Raw genomic sequence first — 256 nt, 5'->3', positions numbered from 1 at the left:
CGGTCGTCGCACTCGTTACCGCAGGGGTCGAGATGGACGTGCTGGGCCTCGCGTATCAGGAGTACAACGACGTCGAACGAGACGCCGTCGTCCGCGCGCATCCGCGCACGCCGCGTTTCAAGGAAGACATCATCCAGACGTTCTACGACGGCATCCGGCACAAGCCGGACACGACGTTCGGCAACGTGAAGGCCGATGTGCTGGCCGACAAGGATCCGCATTTCCATGCAGGCAATCTCTGCAGCGTGATCCGATC

The 256-nt window shown here is 62.1% G+C and carries 1 protein-coding gene; it reads left to right on the top strand.

Annotated features, from left to right (window positions below):
- Window positions 1-32: 32 nt before the first annotated feature.
- A partial coding sequence (locus R0J88_RS21590; RefSeq protein ID WP_410901116.1) for a hypothetical protein occupies window positions 33-256 on the top strand: 224 nt, incomplete at its 3' end.

The organism is Pseudoalteromonas sp. SIMBA_162 (assembly GCF_046535955.1).
Taxonomy (GTDB): Bacteria; Pseudomonadota; Gammaproteobacteria; order Enterobacterales; family Alteromonadaceae; genus Pseudoalteromonas; species Pseudoalteromonas marina.
The sequence above is the reverse complement of the archived record's forward strand: the minus strand, read 5'-3'. Positions and strand labels throughout refer to the sequence as shown.